We start from the raw sequence: 22,384 nt of genomic DNA, 5'->3' as shown, positions 1-22,384 counted from the left end.
TAACACATGAAATTCCCTAAACCATATACATTAAAAGTAATAGCTTCACTTATTGATAGCGCTTTTGTTGGAGACGAAAATTTTCAGGTTTTAGGCATGAATGAAATTCATGTTGTTGAGCCAGGAGACATCGTATTTGTTGACCATCCTAAATATTATGACAAGGCTTTAAACAGTAAAGCTACTATTATTTTAATTAATAAAGAGGTAGACTGTCCAGAAGGCAAAGCATTATTAATTAGTGATGACCCGTTTAGAGATTTTAATAAATTAACGTCTCATTTCAAGCCTTTTCAAAGTGCTAATTCTGCTATTTCAGCTTCAGCTAAAATAGGAAACAATACAGTTATTCAACCAAATTGTTTTATTGGACATAATGTTGTTATTGGTGACAATTGCGTCATACATTCCAATGTTAGTATTTATGATGATGCAGTAATTGGTAATAATGTAACCATTCATGCTGGTACTATTTTAGGTGCAAGCGCTTTTTATTATAAAAATAGACCAGAAGGATTTGATCAACTTAAATCTGGAGGTAGGGTTGTTATTAAAGATAATGTAGATATTGGAGCACTTTGTACTATTGATAAAGGAGTTACAGGAGATACAATTATTGGAGAAGGCTCTAAATTAGATAATCAAATACAAGTTGGGCATGATACTGTAATCGGTAAAAAGTGCTTAATTGCATCACAAACAGGTATTGCAGGATGTTGTATTATAGAGGGTGAAGTGACACTTTGGGGACAAGTTGGTACTACCAGCGGAATTACAATTGGTAAAAAAGCCAATGTTTTAGGTCAAACAGGTGTTACAAAATCTATCGAAGGTGGTAAATCTTATTTTGGTACTCCAATTGAAGAATCACGAGTTAAATTAAAAGAATTAGCTTACATCAAGCGAATTCCAGAAATTATCAAACAATTAAAAAATAAATAGATGTCAGCAAGAGCGGTTGTAAAAGCATTTTATAATTTAGATTTAGCAAAATCAGAAAATGCTATTGACATGTTTGACAAAGATTGTCAATTACATTGGAATAGTAGCAAAGGCTATTTAGCTTTAGATCATGATGGTATCAAAGCTAAATTAGAAGATATTAGACAGTCATTTGTAACGTTTACATATAAATTAAGCCATTTATTAAAAGAAAACGATACAATTACTGCAAGATATACTGCTTATGCAGCAACAATTGAAAGACCAGATGAAATCGAACCAATAGCACACTTTATTTCTATTTGGGAAGTTAAAAACGGACTATTGTATAAAGGATACGAAATTAGTCAGTTGTTTGACGAGAATCCTGAAAGCTTATCATCATTTTAATAAATTAAATATTAAATTCGTTTTCAATTAGCAGACAAAAACTTACTTTTGTAAAGTAAATAACAATTCAACATAAAACTTCTTAATCAATACAAAACATGAGCGTTTTAGTAAACAAAGATTCAAAAATAATAGTTCAAGGATTTACAGGTAGTGAAGGTACTTTTCACGCAGGTCAAATGATTGAATATGGAACAAATGTAGTAGGTGGTGTTACACCAGGTAAAGGTGGTCAAACGCACTTAGACAAACCAGTTTTTAATACAGTTCAAGAAGCTGTTGATAAAGTAGGTGCAGATACAACAATCATTTTTGTACCACCAGCTTTTGCTGCAGACGCAATCATGGAAGCTGCTAACGCTGGAATTAAAGTAATTATTACTATTACAGAAGGTATTCCTGTTGCAGATATGATTAAAGCTGCAGATTATATTAAAGATAAAGACTGTCGTTTAGTAGGTCCTAACTGTCCAGGAGTAATCACTCCAGGTGAAGCTAAAGTTGGTATTATGCCAGGTTTTGTTTTCAAAAAAGGTAAAGTAGGTGTAGTCTCTAAATCAGGTACTTTAACTTATGAAACAGCAGACCAAGTTGTAAAACAAGGTTTAGGTATCACAACAGCAATTGGTATTGGAGGAGATCCAATTATTGGAACAACTACTAAAGAAGCTGTAGAGTTATTAATTAACGATCCGGAAACTGAATGTGTTGTTATGATTGGTGAAATTGGAGGTCAATTAGAAGCTGATGCTGCTAAATGGTACAAAGAGTCTGGTAGTAAAAAACCAATCGTTGGATTTATTGCAGGTGAAACTGCTCCAGCAGGACGTACAATGGGTCACGCAGGTGCAATTGTAGGTGGATCTGATGATACAGCTCAAGCTAAAAAAGCGATTATGAAAGAATGTGGTATCCACGTTGTAGATTCTCCAGCTGAAATTGGTAAAAAAGTAGCAGAAGTATTAGGATAAGAAATCTCTTGATTTTCTGTTAAAAAACTCAAAATATAATACCCTTTAAAGTTCGTTAGCTTAATTTAGCTAACGAACTTTTTTATTAATATAATCAATCAAAAAATGAAACACTTAAAATTAGTCTTAACTATTGCTCTGATTACTTTAGTTGCTAGTTGCAAAAAAGGTAATACAGCATCTTCGGTAGCTAAGTCAGAAACCCAAAAAGATGCTAATGGTTTTAGTTATCAAACCGTTGCAAATGATCCAACAGGATTACGTTTATACACTTTAGATAATGGATTAAAAGTGTATTTAAGTAAAAACACAGACGAACCTAAAATACAAACCTATATTGCTGTTAGAGCAGGTTCAAATTATGATCCTAAACAATCTACAGGATTAGCGCACTATTTAGAGCACATGGTTTTTAAAGGAACAGATAAAATTGGTACTATTGACTGGGAAACTGAAAAAAAATATCTAGATACTATTTCTAATTTATACGAAAAACATAGAGCAGAAAAAAATCCGGATAACAAACTAGCTATTTATAAAGAAATTGACAGAGTGTCATTAGCAGCTTCAGATTTTTCTGTTGCTAATGAGTATGATAAAATGTCAAGTTCACTTGGTGCTACTGGTACAAATGCATACACATGGTTTGAGCAAACGGTTTACACAAATAAAATTCCAGCTAACGAGCTTGATAAATTTTTAAAACTTGAAAGTGAGCGTTTTGGACAAGTTGTTTTACGTTTATTTCACACTGAGTTAGAAGCTGTTTTTGAAGAATTTAATAGAGGTCAAGATAGTGATGGACGTAAACGTTATGCCGCAATGCTTAAAGGTTTATTTCCTAACCATCCATACGGTCAGCAAACAACTATTGGTACTGCAGAGCATTTAAAAAACCCATCAATGGTTGATATTCATAATTATTTTGATAAATATTATGTTCCAAATAACATGGCTGTCGTATTAGTAGGTGATTTAGATTTTGACGCTACCATAACTAAAGTAAATGAAAGCTTTGGTAAATTAGAGAAAAAAGAAGTTACTCATCCAGAATTACCTAAAGAAGAAACGTTAACTAATGTGGTTGAAAACGAAGTTTTTGGACCAACAGCAGAAAGTATTTCTATTGCTTATCGCACAGGAGGAGTGAAAACCAAGGATGAAAAACTAGTAACTTTAGCAGATATGATTTTAGCTAACGGAAACGCAGGTTTAATGGATTTAAACTTAAATCAAAAACAACTAGTGCAATATGCTGGATCGTCACCTACATTTTTAAACGACTATGGTTATCACGTTTTAAGCGGAGCACCAAAAGAAGGACAGTCTTTAGATGAACTTAAAGAATTACTTTTAGAGCAAATTGAAAAGCTTAAAAAAGGAGAGTTTGAAGATTGGATGATTGATGCTGTAATTAATGACTTAAAAAAATCTCAACTTAAACAATATGAAAGTAGTACAGCTGTTGCAGATGCGTATGTAAATGCTTTTATCCATGACGAAAACTGGGAAGATAAAGTTAAGTTTTTAGATGATCTTAAAAAGATTACTAAGCAAGAATTAGTTGACTTTGCTAATTCATTTTACAAAGACAATTACGTAGTAACTTACAAACGTAAAGGTGTTGATGAAAATATTGTAAAGGTTCAAAATCCGGGAATTACACCAGTAAATTTAAATAGAGGATCTAATTCTGAATTTATTGAAGCGTTTAATAATATTGAATCTGAAGCTCTTAAACCTGTTTATGTGGATTATGCGTCAGCTATAAAAGAAACTAAAACTGATAGCGGAATTAAAGTATCCTACATTGAAAACGAAATTAATGATTTGTTTGATATGAATATCATTTTTGACATGGGAAGTGATAATGATAAAAAATTAGACTTAGCTGTTGGGTACTTAGAGTATTTAGGAACAGAAAAGTATTCTAATGAGCAACTTAAAAAAGAGTTTTATAAGTTAGGGGTTGATTATTACGTTAATACTGGTAACGAAAAAACATACATTGGTTTAAGTGGTTTAAAAGAAAACCTTCCAAAAGGATTAGAATTACTAGAACATTTGTTAGATAATGCTGTTGCAGATCAAGACGCTTATGATAAATATGTACAATCTATAGCTAAAGGAAGACAAAATACTAAAACTAATAAAGGTAGTATTTTAAGACGTGGATTACTTAACTATGCTAAATATGGCGAAAATTCTAGTTTCCGTAATATAATTTCGGTTTCAGAATTAAATAAAATTAATCCTGAGGAATTGGTTGCTTTAGCAAAAGATTTAAAAAATTATAAGCAACGTATGTTTTACTATGGTAAGGACGTTGACAATGCTGTATCTGCCTTAAATGCATCACATAAAGTTAATGCACAATTAAAAGATTATCCTGAAGCTATGACTTTTGAGGAAAAAGAAACTGGTGGAAATGTATATTTTGTAGATTTTGATATGGTACAATCAGAAATGATGTTTTTAGCTAAAGGAGAGCCTTTTAAAGCTGAAAACATGGCTGCTTCAACATTATTCAACACTTATTTTGGTGGTGGATTATCTTCTATTGTATTCCAAGAAATTAGAGAGTCTAAATCATTAGCATATTCTGCTTGGTCAAGCTACAGTACAGCTAGAGAAAAAGATGATGCTAATTACGTGATGGCTTACATTGGTACTCAGGCTAACAAAATGCCAGAAGCTGTTGATGCTATGATGGGATTAATGAATGATATGCCAGAATCTGAAGCTCAGTTTGAAGCAGCTAAAGAGTCTACGCTTAAAAAAATAGCAGCGCAACGTATTAATAAATCAAGTATTTTTTGGAATTATGAAAGACTTCAAAAATTAGGAATATCTGAAGATAACAGAGAAGCCATGTATAATGCTATTAAAGATATGACTTTAGCAGATTTACGCGAGTTTTTTAATAAAAACATTAAAGGAGAAGATTACAACGTCATGGTTATTGGTAATAAAAAAGATGTTGATTTGAAGGCTTTAGATAAATTAGGAAAAGTTCAAGAAATGGATATTGACCATTTATTTAATTACGAAAAATCTGAAGACGTAAAAATGTAATTTTAATAGTCTATTGACTAAAAAGAATTAGAATACTAAAACCTCATAATTACTATAAATTATGAGGTTTTTTTATACATAACAATTTGTAATTACTATATTTGAAATAGTAAACTAACAATGTATTTTCGTGTAAACGAAAACAAATCAAATATTATTTTAATGAAACTTTTAGAAGGAAAAACAGCAATAATTACAGGTGCTTCAAGAGGTATTGGTAAAGGTATTGCTCAAGTATTTGCTCAGCAAGGTGCTAATGTTGCATTTACATACAGTTCATCTGTAGACGCAGCAAATGAGTTAGAAAAAGAATTAATAGCTTTAGGTGTTAAAGCAAAAGGATATAAAAGTAATGCTGCTAGTTTTGACGAAGCTCAAACTTTGGCTCAAGATGTACTTACAGAATTTGGAAGTATTGATGTTTTAATAAACAATGCAGGAATTACTAAAGATAATCTGTTAATGCGTATTAGTGAAGAGGACTTTGATAAAGTAATCGAAGTAAATCTTAAGTCTGTATTTAACATGACAAAAGCTGTACAACGTACAATGCTAAAACAACGTAAAGGCTCTATTATTAACATGAGTTCTGTAGTTGGTGTTAAAGGTAATGCTGGGCAAACTAATTATGCAGCATCAAAAGCTGGTATTATTGGCTTTTCTAAGTCTGTTGCTTTAGAGTTAGGTTCAAGAAACATTAGAAGTAATGTGATTGCTCCAGGTTTTATTGAAACCGAAATGACAGCAAAATTAGACGAAAATACAGTTAAAGAATGGCGTAATGCAATTCCTTTAAAGCGTGGTGGTACACCAGAAGATATTGCAAATGTATGTGTGTTTTTAGCATCAGATATGTCTGCTTATGTTACTGGTCAGACGTTAAATGTTGATGGAGGAATGTTAACGTAATTTATTTAATGTCAACAGAAACAGTATTATATATCATTTTAGCAGGAGTAGTAGCACTTGTACTAGCTCTGTTTCAATATAAATATAAAGCAAAAGGCGCATCAACATCTAATGCGCTTTTTGCTTTTTTGCGTTTCATTACTTTATTTTCAGTATTGTTATTACTGATTAACCCAAAGTTTGAGCAAGTTAAATATGATATTATAAAACCAAATCTGGTAATTGCTGTAGATAATTCATCGTCTATAAAGCACTTAAAACAAGATATAAAAGCTCAAGAATTTGTAAATACAATTACGAATAATGCTGAATTAAATAATAAGTTTAATGTTGAATTGTTTTCATTCGGAAACACATTAAATTCTAATGATAGCTTATCATTTAATCAAAATCAGACTAACTTAGATAAGGTTTTTAAGCAGTTATCTCAAGTTTATAAAAATAGCACAGCACCAACAATTGTTGTGTCTGACGGAAACCAAACCATTGGTAATGATTATCAATTTTCGGCTAAAAAATACAATCAACCTATTTATCCTATTATTTTAGGAGACACTGTTGTGTATTCAGACCTACAAATTAGTAAGCTTAACGTTAATAAATATGCCTATTTAAAGAATAAATTTCCTGTAGAAGCTATAGTTGTATATAATGGAGATCAAGCTATTTCAAGTAAATTTGTGGTTACTAAAGGAAATACTACTGTATTTTCTAAAGTAATGACCTTAGATAAATCAAAAAACAGTGAGGTTTTAAACTTTAATTTATCAGCTAATAGTGTTGGAGTACAAGATTACAAAGCACAAGTAATTCCGTTAACTACCGAAAAAAATAAAACCAATAATTATAAAAATTTTGCAGTAGAAGTCATTGATCAAAAGTCTAAAATTGCAATTGTAAGTACTGTTTTACATCCTGATTTGGGTGCTTTAAAAAAGAGTATTGAAAGTAATGAGCAACGTGAAGTTGTATTTTTAAGTCCAAACAAAATTTTAAATCAATTAAATGATTTTCAATTATTTATATTATATCAGCCAAACAATTTGTTTAAGTCTTTATTTGCTGAATTAGAAAAGCAAAACAAAAATAAATGGGTAATATCAGGACCCAAAACAGATTGGTTATTTTTAAATGAAATCCAAACAGATTATAATTTAGAAGTAACGTCTCAAACCGAAGATTACCAACCTAATTTAAACACTAATTATTCAGCTTTTATAATTGAAGATTTAGATTTTAATAATTTTCCGCCTCTAAAATCTACTTTTGGAGAAGCAGATTTTAATTTACCGTCAGAAACAATTTTATATAAAACCGTTTCTGGTATTCAAACTAAACAGCCATTATTAACAACTCTAGAAATTAATGGTAGGAGAGAAGCTATATTATTTGGAGAAGATCTTTGGAAGTGGAGAGCGCAAAGTTATTTAAACGAAGATGGTTTTCTGAAATTTGATAATTTTATTGGTAAACTAGTACAGTATTTAGCGTCCAACCAACGAAAAAATAGATTGAACATCGATTATAATTCATTTTATAACGGAAGTGATAATATTATAATTATTGCTCAGTTTTTTAATAAAAATTACGAGTTTGATGACAATGCATCATTATCTATTGCAGTAAAAAATAAAGCATCTTTAGTAACAATAACAAGGCCTTTAATTTTAAAAGGTAATAATTACCAAGTAAATTTAAATGGTTTAGAGTCTGGAAGCTATAGTTTTACAGCTAAATCTTCCTCAGAAAACATTTCAGTGTCTGGTAATTTCAAGATTATTGAATATAACGTCGAGCAACAATTTTTAAATGCAGATGTAACAAAACTACAACAAGTTGCTACTAATAGTAACGGAAACGCTTTTTTTATAAGTAATTACAAAGCATTAGCTAATGACTTATTAAGCGACAAGCGTTACCAACCCATTCAAAAAAGTAATAAAAGTGTCGTACCTTTGATAGATTGGTATTATTTACTCTTTATTATCGTGCTTAGCTTAGCACTGGAGTGGTTTATCAGAAAATACAAAGGATTAATTTAAATTAAAAAATTACAATGGATAAATTACCAAAAGTGGCTTTCCCTGTTTTATTTGCAGTTATAGTCGGAATTATTATTATCACCAAATCTGTTAAAACTATTGACTCTGGTCATGCTGGAGTTTTATATCAATTAGGAGGAGGAGTTGATCCAAATAGCGAGCCTTTAGGAGAAGGTATTAATTTTGTTGCACCTTGGAACAGTGTTATTGATTATGAGGTTAGACAGCAAGAATTACCAGAAAAAATGTCTGTATTATCTTCAAATGGACTAGATATTAAATTAGATGCGTCTGTATTATATCAGCCAGATTACAAAAACTTAAGTAAACTACACAAAGAAAAAGGTAGAGAATACGTTAGTCGTGTCTTACAACCAGCTATCCGTAGTGCAGCAAGAAGTGTTGTAGGTCGTTATACACCAGAACAATTATATTCTAGTAAAAGAGACGCTATTCAAGATGAAATTTTTGAAGAAACTAAAAAAATAGTCGAATCTCAGTATATTCAATTAAACAATATTTTAATTAGAGATGTAACATTACCACCAACAATTAAAGATGCAATTGAGCGTAAATTAAAACAAGAACAAGAATCTTTAGAATATGAGTTTAGGTTAGTTACAGCAGCTAAAGAAGCCGAAAAAGTAATAATTGAGGCACAAGGTAAGGCTGATGCAAATAAAATTTTAAGTGCATCTTTAACAGATAAAATATTACAAGATAAAGGTATTGAAGCTACTGTAAAGCTTTCAGAATCAAATAATAGCAAAGTTATAGTTATTGGTTCTGGAGACTCTGGTATGCCAATTATTTTAGGTAATCAATAAGGCTTAACATTAATTTAATGTACTTAAATTTGGATTTGTAATATTATTTTTACAATCTTTGTTAAGACAAAAAAAGAAACATGAATTTTATTCAATTACATCATCATCATTTCCATACTAGCACTCAAGCCAGATAGAAATGTATTGAATAAATCCAAAATATTTTTAAAACCGTTTGAGTAAATCAAACGGTTTTTTGTTTTTAAAAACGTCGTTAAAAGATTTACTCAAATTTTCAAAAAAATCTAAAAAATTAAAAAAGAAACTAAAATGAGTAAATTAAAAATTGCAGTTCAAAAGTCAGGAAGATTAAATGAGGATTCAATGAAAATCCTTAAAGCTGTCGGAATTTCTATAGACAATGGAAAAGATCAATTAAAGGCTTCGGCTAAAAATTTTCCTCTAGAAATTTTTTATCTGCGTAATGGAGACATTCCTCAATACCTTAAAGATGGTGTGGTAGACGTTGCTATTATTGGAGAAAATGTTTTGATCGAAAAAGGAAACGACATTACAATTGCCGAAAAATTAGGTTTTTCTTCATGTAAAGTTTCTGTAGCAGTTCCAAAAGGCACTTCATACAATTCGGTTAAAGATTTAGAAGGAAAACGTATTGCAACCTCTTACCCAAATACAGTAAATCAGTTTTTAGATAAAAACGGAATTAAAGCAAACTTGCACATTATTAATGGTTCTGTAGAAATTGCACCAAATATTGGCTTAGCAGATGCAATTGTAGATATTGTTTCTAGCGGTAGCACATTATTTAAAAACGGTTTAAAAGAAGCAGAAGTTATTTTAAAATCGGAAGCTGTTTTAGCAGTATCTCCAAAAATTTCTGAAGACAATCAAGCTATTTTAAATAAATTACAATTTAGATTACAGTCTGTTTTAAAAGCTAGACAATCACGTTATGTGTTGTTAAATGCACCAAACAATAAGGTAGACGATATTATAAATATTCTTCCAGGTATGAAAAGCCCAACGGTTTTACCGCTTGCTAAAGCGGGTTGGAGTTCAATTCACTCTGTGATAAATAAAAATGCTTTTTGGGAAATTATCGACGAGCTAAAAGAAAATGGAGCAGAAGGTATCCTAGTTTGTCCAATCGAAAATATGGTGATATAAATGAAAACTATTAGCAATCCAAACCCATCGACATGGTCAGATATTTTAAAACGACCAACACAAACCGTTAATGATATTGAAACTACGGTAACTCAAATTTTTGATGATGTACAACGTAACGGAGATCAAGCAATAGCAAAATACACACAATTATTTGATGGAGCAGAATTAGCGTCAAATACTGTAACTACTGAAGAAGTAGAAGTAGCAAGTGCTAAAATCTCTACCGAATTAAAACAAGCCATACAACAAGCCAAAACAAATATAGAAACTTTTCATAAGGCACAAAAAACTGAAAAAGTTAGTGTGCAAACTGCCGAAGGTGTTAACTGCTGGCAAGAAAAAAGAGCTATTCAAAAAGTTGGGATTTACATTCCTGCTGGTACTGCACCTTTATTTTCAACCGTTTTAATGTTGGCTGTTCCCGCTCAAATAGCAGGATGTAAAGAGATTGTATTGTGCTCACCTCCAAATAAAGAAGGGAAAATTGCTAACGAAATTTTATACACAGCACAATTATGTGGTGTTACTAAAATTATTAAAGTTGGTGGTATTCAGGCAATCGCTGGATTAACTTTTGGAACAGCATCTATTCCGCAAGTTTACAAGATTTTTGGCCCAGGAAATCAGTTTGTTACTGTCGCTAAACAATTAGCAACCAAATATGGCGTGGCAATCGATATGCCTGCTGGACCAAGTGAGTTATTAGTCGTGGCAGATGATACTGCAAACGCTAGTTATGTGGCTTCAGATTTGTTATCTCAAGCAGAACATGGCGCAGATAGTCAAGTTATTTTAGTATCTACATCTCAAAATTTAATTAACGCTGTAGCGGAAGAAATAGAGGTTCAAATTAAAGCACTTCCTAGACAAGGTATTGCTAAACAAGCGATTGTGAATTCTAAATCTATTTTAGTTGAAACGGATGCAATAGCTCTAGATTTGATTAATCAATATGGACCAGAACACTTTATTGTATGTACAAAAGATGATGACTTTTATGTTAATGGAATTGAAAATGCAGGATCAGTATTTATAGGTAATTACACACCAGAAAGTGCTGGAGATTATGCTTCAGGAACCAATCATACTTTACCAACAAACGGTTTTAGTAAAGCATATTCTGGAGTAAATTTGGATAGTTTTACAAAAGCAATTACGTTTCAAAAAATTACAGAAGAGGGTATAAAAAATATTGGTAAAACAATTGAGTTAATGGCTGAAGCTGAAGGTTTACAAGCACACAAAAATGCAGTTTCAATTAGATTAAAAGATTTAAAATAATCAAACGTCATACTGAACTTGTTTCAGTATCACACAAGCTTTAAATAATGAGACACTGAAATAAATTCAGTTTGACGAAATATTTTAAATAAAGATTAAAAACAAGAGATAAGTTTAAATACTATCGTAACGTCATACTAAACTCGTTTCAGTATCACACAAGCTTTAAATAATGAGACACTGAAATAAATTCAGTGTGACGAAAGATTTAAAGTAACGAATTGAAAACAAGAGATAAGTTTTAAACAATATCACAACGTCATACCGAACTCGTTTCAGTATCACACAAATACAGATAATAGAGAACTGCAATTTATTCAGTAATTATAAAAAATGAATACAACATTCAACATAAATAACCTAGTTAGAGATAACATCAAAGCTTTAAAACCGTATTCATCTGCAAGAGATGAGTATAAAGGGACTGCAGATGTGTTTTTAGATGCTAACGAAAATCCGTTTGGAGATTTAAATCGTTATCCAGATCCTCAGCAATCAAAAATTAAAGAAAAATTATCTTCAATTAAATCTGTAAATACTAACCAGATCTTTATTGGTAATGGTAGTGATGAAGTTATAGATTTAGCCTTTCGTATTTTTTGTGAACCAGGTAAAGACAAAGTCTTAACTTTTACACCAACTTACGGAATGTACGATGTGTCAGCAAACATCAATAATATTGAGGTGATTAAACAACCTTTGATTAACGATTTTCAAATAAACCTAAATCAATTACAACCGTATTTAGATTTTGAAGAGGTTAAAATTATCTTTATTTGCTCACCAAACAATCCAACAGGAAATACAATTAATACGGATGATATTGAATACATTCTTGAGAATTTTAATGGTATCGTGATTGTAGACGAAGCTTATATAGATTTCAGCTCGCAAGCATCATTCATTAAAAATATTAATAAATACAACAATCTAATTGTAAGTCAAACCTTTAGTAAAGCTTGGGGATTAGCAGGTGTTAGAGTAGGAGTTGCCTATGCTAGCGAAGCAATTATTACGCTTTATAATCGTGTAAAACCACCTTATAATGTAAGTACTTTAAATCAGGAAGCAGTTTTAAATAGCTTAAATAATCAAGCTGAAGTAGCTAAGAATATTGATATAATTCTTTCAGAAAGAACTAAACTAAAAGAAGATTTAAGTCAGTTAACTATCGTTAAAAAAATATATCCTACAGATGCTAACTTTCTATTAGTTGAAGTTGATAATGCGGATAAAACCTATCAATATTTAATAGATGAAAAAGTAATTATTAGAAACAGAAATACTCAGGTTGAGAATTGTATTCGAATTACTGTTGGAACTGCTGTTGAAAACCAAAAACTAATTGAAGCTTTAAAAAATATATAACGTAGTTCTGAACTTGTTCAGAATCTCACAAGAACATATAATTATGAAAAAAGTATTATTCATAGACAGAGACGGAACTTTGGTATTAGAGCCACCTGTAGATTATCAACTAGATAGTTTAGAGAAATTAGAGTTCTACCCAAAAGTATTTCAATACATGGCTAAAATAGCATCAGAGTTGGATTTTGAGCTAGTTATGGTAACTAATCAAGATGGTTTAGGAACCGATTCTTTTCCGGAAGATACCTTTTGGCCTGCGCAAAACAAAGTGATTTCAGCATTCCAAAAAGAAGGTGTTGTCTTTTCTGAAGTTTGTATAGACAAAACATTTCCGCATGAAAATGCCGAAACACGTAAGCCAAGAACAGGTTTACTAACAAAGTATTTTGATAAAGCTGAATACGATTTAGAAAACAGTTTTGTTTTAGGTGACCGAATTACAGATATGGAATTGGCTAAAAACCTTGGAGCAAAAGGTATATTTCTATCTGAAAATCCAGAATTAGGAGCAGATGAAATTGAAACGTCTAAACAAGCTATTTTAGATTCTATCGCATTAACAAGTACAGATTGGAAAGCGATTTACGAATTTTTAAAATTAAATGATCGTGTAGAAGAGATCACTCGTAATACCAACGAAACTAAAATTTATATTAAATTGAATCTTGATGGTTCAGGTAAAAACGATATTGATACAGGTTTATCATTCTTCGATCATATGTTAGATCAAATTGGTCGTCATGGTGCAATGGATTTAACTATAAAAGTTGATGGAGATTTAGAGGTAGATGAACACCATACGATTGAAGACACAATGATTGCTTTAGGCGAATTATTTAATAAAGCTTTAGGTAATAAATTAGGGATTGAGCGTTATGGATTTTGTTTACCTATGGACGATTGCTTAGCACAAGTAGCAGTTGACTTTGGAGGTAGAAACTGGTTAGAATGGGAAGCCGATTTTAAACGCGAAAAAATAGGTGATATGCCAACCGAAATGTTTTTCCATTTGTTTAAATCGTTTACAGATGGCGCAAAATGTAATTTAAATATTAAAGCAGAAGGTACAAACGAACACCACAAAATAGAAGGTATTTTTAAAGCCTTTGCAAAAGCAATGAAAATGGCTGTAAAACGTGATGCAAATAAAATGTTCTTGCCATCAACTAAAGGTATGTTGTAATGAAATTAGTAATAATAGATTACGGAGCAGGTAATATAAAAAGTATACAATTTGCCTTTAAACGTTTAGGTTACGATGCTATTTTATCTAATAATCCAGATGAAATTGAAGCAGCAGATAAAGTGATTTTTCCAGGTGTTGGTGAAGCAAGTTCAGCAATGCAAATGCTAAAAGAAAGTGGTTTAGACACTTTAATTCCAACATTAAAACAACCCGTTTTAGGAATTTGTTTAGGTATGCAGCTCATGTGTAAATCTTCAGAAGAAGGTAATACAAAAGGTTTGGGTATTTTTGATGTAGACGTCAAGCGTTTCAACAATACAGTTAAAGTACCACAAATGGGATGGAATACGATAACAGATTTAAAATCGGAGTTATTTAAAGATATTAAAGATGAAGCGTTCATGTATTCTGTACATAGTTTTTATGCTGAAGCTTGTAAAGAAAGCATTGCCACAACAACATATAGTTTAGATTTTGCTTCAGCTTTACAAAAAGATAATTTTTATGGTGTGCAATTTCATCCAGAAAAATCATCAGTAGTAGGAGAGCAAATATTAAAGAATTTTATAGCACTTTAATTTAAAGTTGCTGTCTCCTCGAGCGCAGTCGTGAGGTTGTTTAAAGATAGAGGTCTCGACTGCGCTCGACCAAACGAAAAGTAAATTTGTTATTCCTGCATACGCAGAAATGCACAAGTAAAAGAAAATATTAATTAAAAAGATTCCCACTTTCGTGGGAAATGAATATGAGAATAATACCAGCAATAGATATCATAGACGGTAAATGTGTACGCTTAACAAAAGGCGATTACAATACCACTAAAATTTACAATGAAAACCCTTTAGAGGTTGCAAAACAATTTGAAGGCGCAGGAATCGAGTATTTACATATGGTAGATTTAGATGGTGCAAAAGCCGATCATGTTGTAAACTACCGCGTTTTAGAACAAGTTGCATCTAAAACAAATTTAAAAATTGATTTTGGAGGTGGTTTAAAATCTGATAACGATATAATTACAGCATTCAATTCTGGAGCAAAACAAATTACAGGAGGTAGTATTGCTGTTAAAAATAGAGATACGTTTGAGCGTTGGATTAGTAAATATGGTTCTCAAAAAATCATTTTAGGAGCAGACTGTAAAAACGAAAAAATAGCCATTAGTGGTTGGTTAGAAGAAAGTAGCTTAGAGGTCATTCCGTTTATTAAAGGGTATCAAAAACAAGGCATTAAATATGTGGTTTGTACCGATATATCTAAAGATGGTATGTTAGAAGGACCATCAATAGATTTGTATAAAAATATTATTGAAGAATGTACAAATGACAGTTCTAGACAGTCTGTAAAATTAATAGCTTCAGGTGGTGTAACTACTATTGAAGATTTAGAAAAACTTGCAGATATCGGATGTGAGGGTGTTATAATAGGTAAAGCTATTTATGAAAATAGAATTACTTTAAAAGAATTAGAGCGCTTTTTATAATGTTATTGAAAATCAATATAATTATTGGTTATCAATTAAAACAAATTATTTAATACATTTCTTATCAAAATTGATTAGTCGATAGATTTGAGTAATTACAAACCTAATTTTAAATTAAAAGATGAAAAAAATAATTACATTTCTATTACTAATATTTACAATACTAACGTCATGTAAAACAGATGATACTATTGTTAATGAAAATCAAGAATCAGGGACCGCAGAAGAGATTCTTATCACTGCAACAGAAACTTGTTTATATAGCGATTTTAATATTCAAGAAAATACATCAGTTGTTATAAACTGCTTGTTAGATTTAGAAGGACAAACAATTACTGTACCGACAGGTGTCACTTTTAATTTTGAAGGCGGTAATATTTTTAATGGGACATTAAATTTTGAAGGTTCAGGAACAATTGCAGGAGAATTGTTAAATTCAGATTTAACTGTAGAAGGAAATGTAGCCTTAGTAGATCAAGATTTTGTTTTTTACCCATTCAGATGGGGAATCGTAGAAGTTGAAGGCGAAAATAATCCTGAGCCTTCTTCGCAAGTGGATGCTTATAATAATTATCAAATTATCAAAAACACTTTAAATACAGTTTATGATATGGGAGCTTCTGTGTTTACTATTGGTAAGCTTAACGCTTTTTTTGATTGTCATAATGGAGAGGATAATGCAGCTGCTGCTTTTAATGCAGTATTATTTTTACCATCATCTAATTTTCATTTAAAAATGGCTGACAATACGTATATAAGAGCTTTACCTGTGAATAGTATTTTAAGTTCTAAACTTGTTAAAATATACCAATCCACTAATGTCAATGTTTCTGGAGGTCATTTAATTGGTGATAGATTAAGACATGGACCAACAGTAGGTGGTAGTCATGTATTACAGATTACAGGAGCAGAAAACACAGTTATAGATAATGTAAGTGTTAGTTTTGCTGGAGATAGTGGAATAGTAATCCAAAGTTATTCTTTTCACCAAAACAGTGACTATATACCAAGTCAAAATGTGATAGTAAAGAACTGTATAATGGATTCTAATGCAAAAAATAATATTCAGGTTACAGATGGAATGGATGTTATTATTGAAGACTGTTATTCTTATAGAGCAGGTATTGATGTTGAAACACCCTTTGGGACATCTGAAGGAAGGGCTCCAAAAATCGGAATATTAACTGAGACACAGGTAATGCAAGTGGTATCAGGGGTTATTATTAGAAATAATTTTGTTGAAGATAGCTATTCAAGTTCTAATCATGATATTTTAACGGTTGGTTCTACTGATATTGAAATTTCTGGTAATACTGCAGAGAATAGTATTGGATGGAGTACATCACTTAATGTAAGGGTTACAAATAATACTTCAGGTAAAATTTATGGAGGATTTTTAGGATTTAATGGTATAGATAATATTGTGTCAGGTAATACAGTGACCAATCCAGATGGTGTTGGTATCTTTTTAACTGATCAAAATGTAGAAGTCTATGATAATAATCTTATCAACTGTAAGGTTGGTATTCAATTAGCTTCTTTATTGAATGCAGAAGTTTATGATAATAACTTCGAAAGTAACATTGAAAACTCTGTTGGTATACTAGGACAAACGTATTTAGATAATGTAAATGTTTATGATAATGATTTTGCTTTAGAAGACGGAAAACCTTTAAATATACTGGCTATAAATACAGAATCTACGCATGAGGATTATCAATTTGCTTTTATGAATAATATAATAAATGCATCTAGAAGTGGAATAATATCAGGGTCATCTAATATAACTGTTATGGGTAATGAGTTTAACGGTGCTGGTTTAGGGCTTTCCGGAACTAGTAATACTATGATAAAAAATAATATACTAATAAATTCTAGTAATGGAGTTACTTTTGGTGCTGGTAATTCAGCAGATGTAGAAATCACAGGTAATACATTTGAAGGAACTAATGATGGGAATTTATCTACAGCTGTAACGTTATCAGGATCAAATATTATTTTTAATGATAACATCGTTAAGTCTGTTGGAAATAATAACACAGGAATTTCTGTTACTGAAGGAGCGTATATATCTATCGAAAATAATACGGTTAATAACGAGTCTACTTTTCGATCCCCTTTACATTTTTTAGGAAATAACTCTACAATCATGAATAATACTTTTATAAATAGTAATGGTTTAGAAGGTTTTTTTGATGGTGGCGTAAATAATGTTTTTTCAGGAAATAATTAACAAATAAGTATCATGATAAAGGACCAAGCAATTTTTATTAAAAAAGGATGGTCTGATTATCGTAAAATATCAAACGTATAACTATGCTTACAAAACGAATCATACCATGCTTAGACATTAAAGACGGAAGAACTGTTAAAGGTGTCAATTTTGTAAACCTACGCGATGCTGGTGATCCAGTAGAATTAGCAAAACAATACGCTATAAAAGGTGCAGACGAATTAGTATTTTTAGATATTTCAGCAACATTAGAAGGGCGAAAAACCATGATTGATATGGTTTTAAAAGTAGCAGAACATGTTAATATTCCGTTTACGGTTGGAGGTGGTATTTCTTCAATAGCAGATGTTGATATATTATTAAAGTCTGGTGCCGACAAAGTGTCTATCAACTCTTCAGCAGTTAAGAGACCTGAATTAGTAAACGAATTGGCTAATAAATTTGGGAGTCAGTGTGTTGTGGTTGCTATTGATGCTAAGCAAATTGATGGCGAATGGATGGTGCATTTGGCAGGAGGAAGTATTCTAACCGAGTTGAATTTATTCGATTGGGCAAAAGAGGTTGAAAGTAGAGGCGCAGGTGAAATACTATTCACATCCATGAATAACGATGGCACCAAAGCTGGTTTTGCAAACCAAGCTTTAGCTAAGTTATCTGACACTTTAAATATTCCTATAATAGCTTCAGGAGGAGCTGGAACTGTACAACATTTCGTAGATACCTTTAAAGATGGTAAGTCTGATGCTGCTTTAGCTGCAAGCGTTTTTCATTTTGGTGAAATTGCAATAAAAGAATTAAAAGAAGAATTAAGAGATAATAATATAGCAGTACGACTATAAGTCGTCATGCTGAACTTGTTTCAGCATCTCTTAAAAATTAATGTCACCTCGAGCGCAGTCGAGAGGTTATTTAAAAATAGAGGTCACGACTGCGCTCGACCTGACAAAACAAAACTATGAATATAGATTTTAATAAAAATAATGACGGATTAGTACCAGCAGTAATTCAAGATGTAACAACAAAAAATGTATTAATGTTGGGTTACATGAACGAAGAAGCGTTTAATAAAACTAAAGATACTAAATTAGTCACTTTTTTAGCAGAACAAAAAACCGCTTATGGACAAAAGGCGAAGAAAGTGGTAATGTATTAAATTTAGTAGATATTAAATTAGATTGTGATAATGATACGTTATTAATACTAGTTAACCCTAAAGGACCAACATGTCATACAGGAAGTGATACTTGCTGGAATGGAGATAACAACGAAAGTTTTGGGTTTATCTCTAAACTAGAAAATACAATTGAAAGTCGTGTAAAGGCTGGAGATTCTGAAAAATCTTATGTCGCTTCATTATTCGCTAAAGGCATTAATAAAGTGGCTCAAAAAGTAGGAGAAGAAGCAGTAGAAGTGGTTATTGAAGCTAAAGATGATAATGACGATTTGTTTTTAAACGAAAGTGCAGATTTGCTATTTCATTATTTAATGCTATTACAAGCTAAAGGTTTTAAACTTAATGATGTAGTTAACGTGTTAAAAGGAAGAGAGAAATAAAATCATGTTTAATCATTCTTTTTTAGCTTTAATTAAATAAAAAAAGCAGTTATTCCAATAAAGAAATAACTGCTTTTATAACAGTGATACTTATTTAAATAAGTGTTATTTTTTTATAAACTTTCGAGTTTCATTATTACCCTTTTTATCTGTTAATTTAACAATATAAATACCAGAGGTTAATGATGATGTGTAAATAGTTGATTCAGTATAATTAACAGGGATTTTCACTCCTAATATCGTATATATTTGTACACTAGATAGTTCTATGCCTTTTACATATATATTATCTTTTGTAGGATTTGGATATAGTTCCATCGTAGCAGGATTAGAGAAGTCTATTGTAGATAAAGTTGTTGTTTCTTCTATCTTAAAATTATCTATAAATACATTTGTAGCCAGAGCTGTAAGAGGGCCTTCAAAAGCATACAAAGCAAATTGTACATTATTTATAAAATAAGAAGGATCAGTTAACTCTACCGATATTGTTTCGCCTTCGGTTGCAATAGGATTAGCATTACTAAATGATATTAATTCGGTAAAGGTAGTTCCTTGATCTAAAGATATAAGTAATTTAATTCTATCTCCAGCATTCATGTCTTGATATAAAGTTTCGCTATTATTTTGTCTATAAGACATATCCCAAGACACGGTAACTGTACCAGTTGTAGCTGATAAATCTACTAAAGGAGCCAATAAGAAATCCCGTTTTGCATTATTTGTCATATTAATTCTCATAGCGCCTGTAGTTCCATTATTATTATAGCCATCTACAATCCAAGCTCCACCATTGTCTGCCGACCAGCCATCATCAGAAGAAGTATTATTGTCTCTCAATTGATTCCAACCTGCTAAAGAAAAACTATTTCCAACACCAGTAGCTGCTGAAAAATCTTCTTCTAATAGTGCGTTTTGAGCATTTATTATGTTAAGCGATGTAAATGTGATAAAAATTAATAAAAATTGTAATTTTTTAGTCATAATGATATGTTTTTGGTTAAAAAAATGGTTTTTCAAATGTATTGAATGATTTAAAGCGAAAAAATTATATACTCCATATTTGGAGTTGAAGAAGGTATTTTTATCAATTATAAATTTAAAATCAAAATTTTTAATAATAGTCAATATATAGATGATTTCAACTCCTCATTTTTTTCAATTTAATATTTGTTTTTAGTTTCATTAGACATGTATATCAGAATAGTGCTGTTTTTTTTACTGATTATGGAATACTTAGGAATCGTTTTTACTGTTAATTAATTTAGCCTAATGGAAAAGCATCAATAAATATTGGCTCAAAAATTTAGAGAAGAAGCAGTAGAAGAGCATATTGAAGCAAAAGAAGATAATGACGATTTGTTTTTAAATGAAAGCACAGATTACTGTTTAACTACTTAATGTTATTACAAGCTAAGGGCTTTAAAATTAACGATCTTGTAGACGTATTAAAAGGACGTGAAAAAAATAAAGTCTTTTTTTGGTTTTGTACGTATATAATTAAACTAAAAAAATGATCAACCAAATCAATTTTAGAAATTACTTCCTAGCTTTAAGTTTGGCTTTATCTTTAACATCTTGTTTTGATGATATGGATGATGACCAAACAGCTACGGTTGTAGCACCTTTAAGCCCAACAGACCCTGATAATCCAAATCCATTTAACGGAGTTATGGCACCAGTAGATGTCATGCCTTATAGTCAAATCAATTCTCAGCGATATTGTATTGATCTTCAAACTTGGGACATACCAAATAATAGAACAGAACCAGTTAAAACAACAGATAATATTCAAGCTGCTATAGATTGGGCTATAACACAAGGTTATGGTGAAGTTTGTTTGCCTGCAGGGCATTATCTAATAGGTAAATATGGTAATGATATTTATCAAGCAGGAATAGTATTAGATAGTAATATGGCGTTGTTATTAGATCAAAATGCTATAATTGAAATGGCTCCAAATAATAAATGGAATTATTGTGCTATTGCTATACGTGGTAAATCTCATGTTGTGATTTCTGGAGGAACCATTCTAGGAGATAGAGATAATCATGAATATACTCCAAGAATCAGTGATGATGCAATAGCACACGATGAAGGACATTTAATTTGTATAGAAGATGAAAGTGAATATGTTACCATTGAAAATGTAACCTTAGGTAAAGCTAATGGTGACGGAATTTTATTAGTTGGTAGTCCAAGTGATGCTGATCAACAATTATTAAAGAATATTGACATTAGAAGAAATAATTTTTCAGATAATAGACGTCAAGGTATTTCGCTTGTTGGAAGTGCTGAAGTTTTGATAGAAAACAATGAAATTCATCATACAAATGGTGTTGCTCCACAATTTGGAATTGATTTAGAAGGTGCAGGACGATTAAATGAAAATATTACAATCAGAAATAATTATTTTCATAATAATAGAGGTGGAGATATTGTAAATACGGATGGTAAAAATGTTTTACTTGAAGATAATATTTTATTACAAGGTGAAGATAGTCAATATATTGATGGACCAATAGTATATTGGAAAAATGCAGATTGGACTATTAGAAATAATAGTATAACCATGCGTACAGTATCTGTTAATAACTGGAATGGTATTATTATGTACTCTAATGATAACCCTAAAACTAATCCATCGACAACATATATATATGACAATACTTTAAATAATTGTGGAATGTACATGTATAAAGGTGCTGATCTAGAAATATCAAATAACTTTATGGATAATGGTCACTTAGCTTTTAAAGAGATGACTAATCTTACATTAACAAATAATACAGTTGAACACCCAAGTCAATGTTGGGCTTATCGTTTTTTAGAAGTTAGTGGTAGTGCTTCAGGTAACATTTATAACCAAGAACCATTTGATATACCTTTAGAAGAAAACACTCCATGGGATGGATGTTGGATTAATTAAAATGTTTAGTTAATTTATGAATAAAAAAACATCAGTTAAATGCTGATGTTTTTTTTGTGAGTTATAATA

Annotated in this window: 17 protein-coding genes and 2 pseudogenes; 18 read left to right on the top strand and 1 reads right to left on the bottom strand. The window is 31.0% G+C overall.

Going from position 1 to position 22,384, the window contains the following annotated elements; genetic code table 11:
- Positions 1–6: 6 nt before the first annotated feature.
- The 16 genes and pseudogenes from AC0L4B_RS12855 to hisIE all read left to right on the top strand — a co-directional run bounded on the left by AC0L4B_RS12855 (position 7) and on the right by hisIE (position 19,389).
- Positions 7–942, top strand: coding sequence for a UDP-3-O-(3-hydroxymyristoyl)glucosamine N-acyltransferase (locus AC0L4B_RS12855; RefSeq protein ID WP_473437274.1), 936 nt, complete (start codon positions 7–9; stop codon positions 940–942).
- On the top strand, positions 943–1,332 hold the full coding sequence (locus tag AC0L4B_RS12850; RefSeq protein WP_473437273.1) for a nuclear transport factor 2 family protein: 390 nt from the start codon (positions 943–945) through the stop codon (positions 1,330–1,332).
- Positions 1,333–1,430: 98 nt separating this feature from the next.
- On the top strand, positions 1,431–2,303 hold the full coding sequence (gene sucD / locus AC0L4B_RS12845; RefSeq protein ID WP_473437272.1) for a succinate--CoA ligase subunit alpha: 873 nt from the start codon (positions 1,431–1,433) through the stop codon (positions 2,301–2,303).
- A gap of 105 nt (positions 2,304–2,408) precedes the next feature.
- Positions 2,409–5,378 (top strand): M16 family metallopeptidase, encoded by a 2,970-nt coding sequence (locus tag AC0L4B_RS12840; RefSeq protein WP_473437271.1) that lies wholly within the window; start codon positions 2,409–2,411, stop codon positions 5,376–5,378.
- Between the two features lie 162 nt (positions 5,379–5,540).
- Positions 5,541–6,287: a 3-oxoacyl-[acyl-carrier-protein] reductase gene (gene fabG, locus AC0L4B_RS12835; RefSeq protein ID WP_028289796.1), complete on the top strand. Its 747-nt coding sequence runs from the start codon at positions 5,541–5,543 to the stop codon at positions 6,285–6,287.
- 8 nt (positions 6,288–6,295) lie between these two features.
- On the top strand, positions 6,296–8,329 hold the full coding sequence (locus tag AC0L4B_RS12830; RefSeq protein ID WP_473437270.1) for a VWA domain-containing protein: 2,034 nt from the start codon (positions 6,296–6,298) through the stop codon (positions 8,327–8,329).
- A gap of 14 nt (positions 8,330–8,343) precedes the next feature.
- Positions 8,344–9,156, top strand: a complete 813-nt coding sequence (locus tag AC0L4B_RS12825; RefSeq protein WP_028289794.1) for a prohibitin family protein — start codon at positions 8,344–8,346, stop codon at positions 9,154–9,156.
- A 270-nt stretch (positions 9,157–9,426) separates the two neighbouring features.
- Positions 9,427–10,284 (top strand): ATP phosphoribosyltransferase, encoded by an 858-nt coding sequence (gene hisG, locus AC0L4B_RS12820; protein WP_473437269.1) that lies wholly within the window; start codon positions 9,427–9,429, stop codon positions 10,282–10,284.
- A complete protein-coding gene (gene hisD / locus AC0L4B_RS12815; protein WP_473437268.1) occupies positions 10,285–11,568 on the top strand; it encodes a histidinol dehydrogenase in 1,284 nt (427 codons plus the stop codon). It abuts the gene before it with no gap.
- A gap of 333 nt (positions 11,569–11,901) precedes the next feature.
- Positions 11,902–12,936 (top strand): histidinol-phosphate transaminase, encoded by a 1,035-nt coding sequence (hisC, locus tag AC0L4B_RS12810; RefSeq protein WP_473437267.1) that lies wholly within the window; start codon positions 11,902–11,904, stop codon positions 12,934–12,936.
- Between the two features lie 43 nt (positions 12,937–12,979).
- Complete coding sequence (gene hisB / locus AC0L4B_RS12805) at positions 12,980–14,119, top strand: bifunctional histidinol-phosphatase/imidazoleglycerol-phosphate dehydratase HisB (protein ID WP_473437266.1); 1,140 nt, start codon at positions 12,980–12,982, stop codon at positions 14,117–14,119.
- Positions 14,119–14,700, top strand: coding sequence for an imidazole glycerol phosphate synthase subunit HisH (gene hisH / locus AC0L4B_RS12800; protein WP_473437265.1), 582 nt, complete (start codon positions 14,119–14,121; stop codon positions 14,698–14,700). The genes hisB and hisH overlap by 1 nt, the downstream gene beginning before the upstream one ends.
- Before the next feature lie 167 nt (positions 14,701–14,867).
- Positions 14,868–15,602 (top strand): 1-(5-phosphoribosyl)-5-[(5-phosphoribosylamino)methylideneamino]imidazole-4-carboxamide isomerase, encoded by a 735-nt coding sequence (gene hisA, locus AC0L4B_RS12795; RefSeq protein ID WP_473437264.1) that lies wholly within the window; start codon positions 14,868–14,870, stop codon positions 15,600–15,602.
- A gap of 121 nt (positions 15,603–15,723) precedes the next feature.
- A complete protein-coding gene (locus AC0L4B_RS12790) occupies positions 15,724–17,835 on the top strand; it encodes a NosD domain-containing protein (protein ID WP_473437263.1) in 2,112 nt (703 codons plus the stop codon).
- 83 nt (positions 17,836–17,918) lie between these two features.
- On the top strand, positions 17,919–18,674 hold the full coding sequence (hisF, locus tag AC0L4B_RS12785; protein WP_473437262.1) for an imidazole glycerol phosphate synthase subunit HisF: 756 nt from the start codon (positions 17,919–17,921) through the stop codon (positions 18,672–18,674).
- A gap of 116 nt (positions 18,675–18,790) precedes the next feature.
- Positions 18,791–19,389 (top strand): annotated as a pseudogene (gene hisIE / locus AC0L4B_RS12780) (bifunctional phosphoribosyl-AMP cyclohydrolase/phosphoribosyl-ATP diphosphatase HisIE).
- 105 nt (positions 19,390–19,494) lie between these two features.
- On the opposite strand, the gene AC0L4B_RS12775 reads toward hisIE, so the two are convergent.
- Positions 19,495–20,370, bottom strand: a complete 876-nt coding sequence (locus AC0L4B_RS12775) for a T9SS type A sorting domain-containing protein (RefSeq protein ID WP_473437261.1) — start codon at positions 20,368–20,370, stop codon at positions 19,495–19,497.
- A gap of 309 nt (positions 20,371–20,679) precedes the next feature.
- Here AC0L4B_RS12775 and AC0L4B_RS12770 point away from each other — a divergent pair.
- Positions 20,680–20,903, top strand: a pseudogene (locus AC0L4B_RS12770) (phosphoribosyl-ATP pyrophosphatase); the annotation flags it as partial.
- Complete coding sequence (locus AC0L4B_RS12765; protein WP_473437260.1) at positions 20,900–22,315, top strand: right-handed parallel beta-helix repeat-containing protein; 1,416 nt, start codon at positions 20,900–20,902, stop codon at positions 22,313–22,315. The pseudogene AC0L4B_RS12770 and the gene AC0L4B_RS12765, both read left to right, overlap by 4 nt.
- Positions 22,316–22,384: the final 69 nt, after the last annotated feature.

The organism is Olleya sp. NP1-10 (assembly GCF_055804415.1).
This window is presented reverse-complemented; position numbering and strand designations above follow the sequence as displayed.

Coding starts and splice junctions, on each gene's coding strand:
- fabG (WP_028289796.1), top strand. CDS start 5,541: ATGAAACTTTTAGAAGGAAAAACAGCAATAATTACAGGTGCTTCAAGA.
- hisG (WP_473437269.1), top strand. CDS start 9,427: ATGAGTAAATTAAAAATTGCAGTTCAAAAGTCAGGAAGATTAAATGAG.
- AC0L4B_RS12850 (WP_473437273.1), top strand. CDS start 943: ATGTCAGCAAGAGCGGTTGTAAAAGCATTTTATAATTTAGATTTAGCA.
- AC0L4B_RS12840 (WP_473437271.1), top strand. CDS start 2,409: ATGAAACACTTAAAATTAGTCTTAACTATTGCTCTGATTACTTTAGTT.
- hisB (WP_473437266.1), top strand. CDS start 12,980: ATGAAAAAAGTATTATTCATAGACAGAGACGGAACTTTGGTATTAGAG.
- AC0L4B_RS12830 (WP_473437270.1), top strand. CDS start 6,296: ATGTCAACAGAAACAGTATTATATATCATTTTAGCAGGAGTAGTAGCA.
- hisH (WP_473437265.1), top strand. CDS start 14,119: ATGAAATTAGTAATAATAGATTACGGAGCAGGTAATATAAAAAGTATA.
- hisF (WP_473437262.1), top strand. CDS start 17,919: ATGCTTACAAAACGAATCATACCATGCTTAGACATTAAAGACGGAAGA.
- AC0L4B_RS12855 (WP_473437274.1), top strand. CDS start 7: ATGAAATTCCCTAAACCATATACATTAAAAGTAATAGCTTCACTTATT.
- AC0L4B_RS12825 (WP_028289794.1), top strand. CDS start 8,344: ATGGATAAATTACCAAAAGTGGCTTTCCCTGTTTTATTTGCAGTTATA.
- sucD (WP_473437272.1), top strand. CDS start 1,431: ATGAGCGTTTTAGTAAACAAAGATTCAAAAATAATAGTTCAAGGATTT.
- AC0L4B_RS12790 (WP_473437263.1), top strand. CDS start 15,724: ATGAAAAAAATAATTACATTTCTATTACTAATATTTACAATACTAACG.
- hisC (WP_473437267.1), top strand. CDS start 11,902: ATGAATACAACATTCAACATAAATAACCTAGTTAGAGATAACATCAAA.
- hisA (WP_473437264.1), top strand. CDS start 14,868: ATGAGAATAATACCAGCAATAGATATCATAGACGGTAAATGTGTACGC.
- hisD (WP_473437268.1), top strand. CDS start 10,285: ATGAAAACTATTAGCAATCCAAACCCATCGACATGGTCAGATATTTTA.
- AC0L4B_RS12765 (WP_473437260.1), top strand. CDS start 20,900: ATGATCAACCAAATCAATTTTAGAAATTACTTCCTAGCTTTAAGTTTG.
- AC0L4B_RS12775 (WP_473437261.1), bottom strand. CDS start 20,370: ATGACTAAAAAATTACAATTTTTATTAATTTTTATCACATTTACATCG.